The following is a 4,152-nucleotide window of genomic DNA, read 5'->3' as shown; positions in this document are numbered from 1 at the left end:
AAATTCCCCAATCATCTTTAGATGATTTGAGCTATTAGCTTGGGAATTGATTCCCAAGCGGTCTGGATGTCTCACCCCCCGCTCCCCCTGCTCCCCCCGCTCCCCCCGCTCCCCCTGCTCCCCCTGCTCCCCCCGCTCCCCCCGCTCCCCCCGCTCCCCCTGCTCCCCCCGCTCCCGACTCCCGACTCCCTAATACCGACTCCCTAATACCGACTCCCGACTCCCCAATTTAGTGTGCGGAACCGTTGCCGTGATAGTCGTCAGTGTCGTAGAAACCGTTCTTAGTTCCGAAGAACAGGCAGGCGACGCTGAAAACGACGGTCAATCCGACCAAAATTAATTTGATGTCCATAGTTGAGGCGATCCTCCAGATGAATTCATTACCACTCAATCGGATTGTAGACGCTTCCGAGTTGGCGCGTCCATCTCCCGAAGTGGCGCCCGATCTGTTGGGTTGCACGTTGGTGCGGCGGATGCCGGACGGAAGCGAGATCCGGGGTGCGATCGCGGAGGTGGAAGCCTATGAGGCGGGCGATCCGGCCTGTCACGGTTATCGGAAGCGGACGCTCCGCAATGCGGCGATGTTCGGGGAGGCTGGCCGCAGTTACGTTTATTTAATATATGGGATGTATCATTGTTTGAATATCGTGACCGATCGCCCCGGGATGGCCAGCGCGGTATTGCTGCGGGCACTGCACCTGACGAGTCCCCCCGAGGAAATGATCCCGACTTCCACCCGCCGGGAAAAACCCCACCGCCTCGCCGCCGGCCCCGGAAAACTGTGTCGGGTGCTGCAAATCGATCGCAGCTTCGACGGCTTGCCATTGTCTCCCGAGTCTTCTCTGTGGCTGGAACGCCGCGATCAAAATTTCGACGCCGAAATCGTCCAAACCACCCGCATCGGCATTTCCAAAGGCACCGATCTCCCCTGGCGGTGGTATTTGGCCGACTCCCCGGCCGTCTCGAAAAAATAGGGTGTAGGGTGTAGGGTATAGGGAGGTCAGGGCGCAAGCCTTGCGCCCCTACAATCTCAAATCTAAAATTGCTCAATGGCATTCAAACGCTGGGCTTTCAAAGCTATCTTGTTCCTGTTGGGAGCGTGGCTCATCTTCGATCTCGTCACCCGGGTGGTGGCGGAATACCTGTGGTTTGACGAAGTGGGCTATCTGTCGGTGTTCGGGCGGCGGCTGCTGACCCAAGGGACGCTGTGGATAGTCGGCTGCGGGACGAGTGCGGCGTTTTTGTTCTGGAACCTCAACCTCGCCAACGAACTCCGCTACGAGCCCTTCCCCCGCTCCCAACACCGTTTCCAGGATTCTCTGTTTGAACCGATACCGCCGGAAACCCCGCCCGCGTTGAATTTGAGCTGGCTCCTATTTTTAGTTCTGGGGCCGGCTTTGTTGCTGGCGATGGTTTTGCTGTACTACAGCCGGGAATTTTTTGCCGATTTGAGTTGGGATCTCGATCGCTCCCCGGCTTTCAAAGATCTCCCAAATCGATTTGAGTTCGATGGCTTCTGGGAAATATTGCTGCAACAACCGATCGAGTGGTGGCAAGTTGCGATCGCCCTGATTCTGGTCGTGGCCATCGTGATTCGCCCGCAACTGTCCCTGAATGCGATCGCCCTGTTTTTCAGCGTCGGGTTCGGCTGGATTCTCTCCCAGCACTGGATCGAAGTCCTGGCCTTCTTCAACCCCACGCCGTTCAACATCAGCGAAGATCTCTTCAACCGAGAAATCAGCTTTTATATTTTCACCCTCCCCGTCATTCACCTGCTGGAGTTTTGGCTGTTCGGCCTATTTTTGTGTGGCTTAATTTCTTGCAGCCTGATCTACCTGCTGTCGGGCAACAGCCTCAGCCAGGGGCGGTTTCCCGGTTTTTCCCAACCCCAACAGCGTCACCTGCACGGGTTGGCGGGGATCTTCATGCTGTGCATGACCCTGCGATACTGGCTCAACCGCTACGAGTTGCTTTATTCCGAGCGGGGGGTGGTGTTCGGGGCGGGTTACACCGACATCATGGCCCAGGAACCGGCCTATCGCCTCCTGTCGCTGCTGTCGCTGGGGTTCGCGCTGTTTTTATTTTGGCAGGCGTTTTTCTCCGTGCGGGCGATCGCACCTTATATCGAGTATGGCTTGAAAACTCTGGGTTGGCGTCGCAGGAGGCGGCGTCCCCGCCGGCGGGCTAAATTGTTCGCCGACAGCTATTCCCTGCGGACGATCCTGGCTTGGTATCTGGTGATCGCTGTTATGGTGGGATGGACCTTACCCGCGATCGTGCAGCGGTTGGTGGTTCAACCCAACGAGTTAGAGCGGGAAGAACCCTACATCGAGCGCAGCATCAAGTTTACCCGACAGGCGTTCAATTTGGACGCGATCGAAGTCCGCACCTTCGACCCCGACGCCGAACTGACCTACGCCAACTTGCAGGACAACGACCTGACCATCAACAATATCCGCCTCTGGGACAAGCGGCCCCTGCTGCAAACCAACCGCCAACTCCAGCAAATTCGCCCCTACTACGCCTTTTTGGATGCGTCCATCGATCGCTACACCATCCTCAAACCCCCGGAAAGGCGGACTCCGGGCGATCGCACGGAAAAACAGCAGGTGATCCTCGCGGCTCGGGAGTTGCAATACAGTTCGGTACCCGAAAAAGCCCAAACCTGGGTCAACAAACACCTGGTCTACACCCACGGCTACGGATTCACCCTGTCCCCCGTCAACACCGCCGCCGAGGGGGGACTGCCGAGATACTACGTCAAAAATATCGGTCCGGCCGCACGCTTCAACCCCGATACTACCCTGGAAGTCGCCCCCCGGATTCGGGACAGCATCCCCATCGGGCAACCCCGCATCTACTACGGCCAACTGACGGACATCCCCGTGATGACCTCGACGCGGGTGCGGGAGTTCGACTTTCCCTCCGGGGACGAGAACGTTTACAACATCTACGACGGCGACGGCGGCATCCCCCTCAATTCCGTTTGGCGGCGGCTGTTGTTTGCCAAGTATCTGCGAAATTGGCAGATGATTTTTACCCGCAATTTTCTGCCTGATACTAAAATTCTGTTCCGTCGCCACATCCCTGAACGGGTGCAAGCGATCGCGCCATTTTTACGGTATGATGGCAGCCCCTACCTGGTCGCCGCCGACGCCGATTTGGGGCGGGATCGTTCCCGGGAATCGCCTCCGGAGGGAAAATATCTCTACTGGATTTTGGATGCCTACACCACCAGCACCCGCTACCCCTACTCCGACCCGGAGGGAACCGAATTTAACTACATCCGGAATTCGGTCAAAGTGGTCATCGATGCCTACAACGGTTCCGTCAAATTTTACTATCTCAGTGAACCGCAAGATCCCATTTTGACGACCCTGCGACGGATCTTTCCCGATTTGTTCGTCCCCATCGAACAGATGCCGAGATCCCTTTACGGACACATCCGATATCCCCTAGATCTGTTCGGCATCCAGTCGGAGCGACTGCTCACCTACCATATGCAAGATCCCCAGGTGTTCTACAACCGAGAAGATCTGTGGCGGGTTCCGACGGAAATCTACGGCAACACAACGCAATCGGTGGAACCCTATTATTTGATCATGCGGTTGCCGACGGAAGAGACGGCGGAGTTTATCTTGTTGCAGCCCTTTACCCCGGCGAGTCGGATCAATTTGATCGCCTGGTTGGCGGCGCGATCGGATGTGCCGCAGTACGGGAAATTACTGCTCTACCAGTTCCCGAAACAGCGTCTGGTGTTCGGCCCGGAACAGGTGGAAGCCCTGATCAACCAGGAACCGGAAATTTCGGAGCAGATCTCCCTGTGGAACCGCCAGGGTTCGCGGGTGATTCAGGGCAATCTGTTGGTGATTCCCATCGAACAGTCTTTGTTGTATGTGGAACCGATTTATTTGGAAGCCACAGAGAACAGTTTACCGACGTTGGTGCGGGTGATCGTCGCTTACGAAAACCGCATCGTGATGCGATCGACGTTGGATGAATCCCTGCGGGCCGTGTTTGAGGCCGACCCCCTGACAACTCCGGTTGTGGCCCCGCCGACGGAAGTGGATATCCCGTAACCAATCCCCGCGAAGACAGCGACGGGGCTTTCTAGCCCTAACCTGTTACTCTGTCTCGCAGAGAGCAAGACAG

The 4,152-nt window shown here is 56.9% G+C and carries 3 protein-coding genes; 2 read left to right on the top strand and 1 reads right to left on the bottom strand.

Translation table 11 applies throughout. The annotated features are described in order from the left end of the window. Window positions 1-229: 229 nt before the first annotated feature. A complete protein-coding gene (locus tag AC0QHF_RS04960; protein WP_324703078.1) occupies window positions 230-352 on the bottom strand; it encodes a hypothetical protein in 123 nt (40 codons plus the stop codon). A gap of 19 nt (window positions 353-371) precedes the next feature. Here AC0QHF_RS04960 and AC0QHF_RS04955 point away from each other — a divergent pair, with 19 nt between their 5' ends. Beyond that, a complete protein-coding gene (locus AC0QHF_RS04955; protein WP_324703077.1) occupies window positions 372-974 on the top strand; it encodes a DNA-3-methyladenine glycosylase in 603 nt (200 codons plus the stop codon). 75 nt (window positions 975-1,049) lie between these two features. Next, on the top strand, window positions 1,050-4,079 hold the full coding sequence (locus AC0QHF_RS04950; protein WP_324703076.1) for a UPF0182 family protein: 3,030 nt from the start codon (window positions 1,050-1,052) through the stop codon (window positions 4,077-4,079). Window positions 4,080-4,152 lie beyond the last annotated feature (73 nt).

The organism is Lyngbya sp. CCY1209 (assembly GCF_055795065.1).
The sequence above is the reverse complement of the archived record's forward strand: the minus strand, read 5'-3'. Positions and strand labels throughout refer to the sequence as shown.

Coding starts and splice junctions, on each gene's coding strand:
- AC0QHF_RS04950 (WP_324703076.1), top strand. CDS start 1,050: ATGGCATTCAAACGCTGGGCTTTCAAAGCTATCTTGTTCCTGTTGGGA.
- AC0QHF_RS04955 (WP_324703077.1), top strand. CDS start 372: ATGAATTCATTACCACTCAATCGGATTGTAGACGCTTCCGAGTTGGCG.
- AC0QHF_RS04960 (WP_324703078.1), bottom strand. CDS start 352: ATGGACATCAAATTAATTTTGGTCGGATTGACCGTCGTTTTCAGCGTC.